This window comes from Anaerotignum faecicola, assembly GCA_024460105.1.
Classification (GTDB): domain Bacteria; phylum Bacillota; class Clostridia; order Lachnospirales; family Anaerotignaceae; genus JANFXS01.
In genome coordinates this window covers 1-409 of record JANFXS010000448.1, presented here as the reverse complement: position 1 = coordinate 409, position 409 = coordinate 1, and the positions used below count along the sequence as shown (strand labels likewise).

At 50.4% G+C, this 409-nt stretch carries 1 protein-coding gene; it reads right to left on the bottom strand.

The window, feature by feature from the left end:
- Positions 1 to 319, bottom strand: a 319-nt coding sequence (locus tag NE664_14810) for an NADH-dependent flavin oxidoreductase (GenBank protein ID MCQ4727906.1), incomplete at its 3' end; no start/stop codon positions are given.
- Positions 320 to 409: the final 90 nt, after the last annotated feature.

Genomic DNA, 409 nt, shown 5'->3' with positions numbered 1-409 from the left:
GCCCCGGATGGGTGATCTGCGGAATTATTTTTGTCCCGTACTCATGGATTCTGTCTGTAAAACGGCGGTAGGATGCAATGCTCTCTTCATTTCTAAAGCACAGAGTATTTCCCAGATACGGCACATCCGGGTCGACAGAAAGCGCGTCGGTAATGATACAGCCAACGCCGCCTCTGGCTCTTGCCAGCCAGTATTCCTGCATCGTCTCATTGACCGTCCCGTCCGGACTCTCGTATCCGAGAGACATGGGCGCCATAAAAACGGCATTTTTAACAGTCATGGACCCTATCTTCAGTTCTTCCAGTAATCTGGATTTCATGGATCATTCCTCCTCTTCTGTTGAACGCTCTATTTGCGGCAAAACAAGCTCCGCATTCTCTGCCTACAGGCTTCTCGCAGCCTCAAAACC